The organism is Aeromonas sp. QDB31, from assembly GCF_027707605.1.
GTDB classification, from domain to species: domain Bacteria; phylum Pseudomonadota; class Gammaproteobacteria; order Enterobacterales; family Aeromonadaceae; genus Aeromonas; species Aeromonas media.
Window position 1 is genome coordinate 1 of record NZ_JAPCIX010000060.1, and the last position, 852, is coordinate 852.

Below are 852 nucleotides of genomic sequence, written 5' to 3' on the forward strand. Positions count from 1 at the left end.
AGGCGCTGTCCCAATTACGTGTTGGAAGACTAACCTTGGAGTAGGTCATCACCTTGAGGGCCTCCATCATGGATACCCAAGCCTTCCAACATCTCCTTACCCTGTTCCCGCAACTCTCTGTCCGACAACGACATATCGCTCAGCGTGAGTTGCAGCAACCCAGCTTGCCTTCTCGCATTAACGCCTTGCTACCGGATTGCCCTGCGTGTCCCCATTGTCATGCACAACCAGACCAGCTTGCTCCCTGGGGCTGGACTCGGGGGTTGCGGCGTTACCGTTGTAAACAATGCTTGCGGACCTGCTCCACCTTGACCAAGACGCCATTGGCACGCCTGAGAAAATCCCAATGCTGGCAAGCCTATGCCCAGGCGCTCATCGACGGTCTAACCGTCAGAGCAGCGGCCCGGCGCTGTGGGGTCAGCAAGAACACAGCCTTCCTGTGGCGCCATCGCTTTCTGCGCGCCATGGCGGAGCATCGGGCCGACCATGAAGGCGGGATTGTGGAAGTGGATGAGACCTTCTTTCTTGAGTCCTTCAAAGGCCAGCATGTCTGGTCACGACCAGCCCGACAGCGAGGTGGCAAAGGGCGAACCCGAGGAACGGGGCCGGATTACATCCCGGTGGTTGTGGTGCAAGACAGGGAAGGCCATCTGGCCGATTTCCAACTGGAGCAACTGGATGCCAGGCATGTGAAAGCGGTCCTGGCGCCGCTAGTCGACAAGGATGCGGTGCTGTGCAGTGATGGGGCAGGCGTGTATGCGAGCTTTGCCCGTAGCCAGGGATTGAGCCATCAGGTGCTGCATAACCGGGCGGGACAGCGGGTGATAAGCGGTGCTTACCATATCCAACATG

The 852-nt window shown here is 58.8% G+C and carries 1 protein-coding gene; it reads left to right on the forward strand.

Annotated elements, in window-relative coordinates:
- Positions 1-68: 68 nt before the first annotated feature.
- A partial coding sequence (locus tag PG898_RS21155) for an IS1595 family transposase (RefSeq protein ID WP_270824994.1) occupies positions 69-852 on the forward strand: 784 nt, incomplete at its 3' end.